Origin of the sequence: Dietzia sp. DQ12-76 (assembly GCF_014145045.1) — a bacterium.
Taxonomy (GTDB): Bacteria; Actinomycetota; Actinomycetes; order Mycobacteriales; family Mycobacteriaceae; genus Dietzia.
The window spans coordinates 1-928 of the sequence record NZ_JAALDV010000312.1; the positions used below are offsets into that span (position 1 = coordinate 1).

2 protein-coding genes are annotated in these 928 nt (G+C 71.0%); both read left to right on the top strand.

Annotated elements, in window-relative coordinates; all coding sequences use genetic code 11:
* Positions 1–499: glycosyltransferase family 2 protein (locus G6019_RS11070; RefSeq protein WP_375539760.1), on the top strand; the 499-nt coding region annotated here is incomplete at its 5' end.
* Positions 500–550: 51 nt separating this feature from the next.
* A partial coding sequence (locus G6019_RS17350) for a maleylpyruvate isomerase N-terminal domain-containing protein (protein ID WP_241726004.1) occupies positions 551–928 on the top strand: 378 nt, incomplete at its 3' end.

Genomic DNA, 928 nt, shown 5'->3' on the forward strand with positions numbered 1-928 from the left:
GGGCCCGACGGACGCGGCAGTGGGCCCGACGGACACAGCAGCCGCGGTCGCGGATGGTTCCGATCTCCTGCCCGGCATCGCCTCCCTGTTCAACGGCGCACTGTTCACCGCGGACTGCCTGGACCGCGTGGGCGTGCCGGACCTCCGGTTGTTCATCCGCGGCGACGAGGTGGAGATGCACCGCCGGCTGGTGCGATCCCGGCTGCCCTTCGGCACCTGCCTCACCACCGCGTACCTGCACCCGCAGGGCTCGGACGAGTTCAAGCCGATCCTCGGCGGCCGCATGCACACCCAGTTCCCCGACGACCCGGTCAAGCGGCACTTCACCTACCGCAACCGCGGGTATGTGCTCACCCAGCCCGGCAACCGACGTCTCATCCCCCAGGAGATCCTGCGCTTTGGCTGGTACTTCCTGGTGACCAGGCGGGACCCGTCCGGCCTGCGCGAGTGGATGCGGCTGCAGCGGTTGGGCGCGGGCGAGCGGTTCGACAAGCCCTGACCAGACCTACCGGCCCGGAACACTCCGTCGCGCCGGGGCATGATGGAGCCCATGACCGACTGGATCGCCCTGCAGTCCCAGGCCGTCGACCTGTACGACCGGGTCCTGCCGACCATCGCCGACTGGGATGCGGCCACGCCGTGCAGCCAGTGGACCGCCCGAGACGTGCTGGCCCACGTCGTGGACGAGCAGATGTGGGTCCCGGGGCTGCTGGCCGGCGGGACGATCGACGAGGTGGCCGGGGACCTCGAGGAGCCCCTCCTGCGGCTCTCCGGCGCCACCGGTCCCGACCTCGTGGCCTTCTGGCACTCCCTGCGCGCGCCGGTGGCCGCCTCGTGGCGTGGAACCCCGCTCGACGAGGAGGTCCATCTCTCCTACGGTCTGGCGCCGGTGGAGCACTATCTCGCGCAGCAGACCTTCGACCTGGCG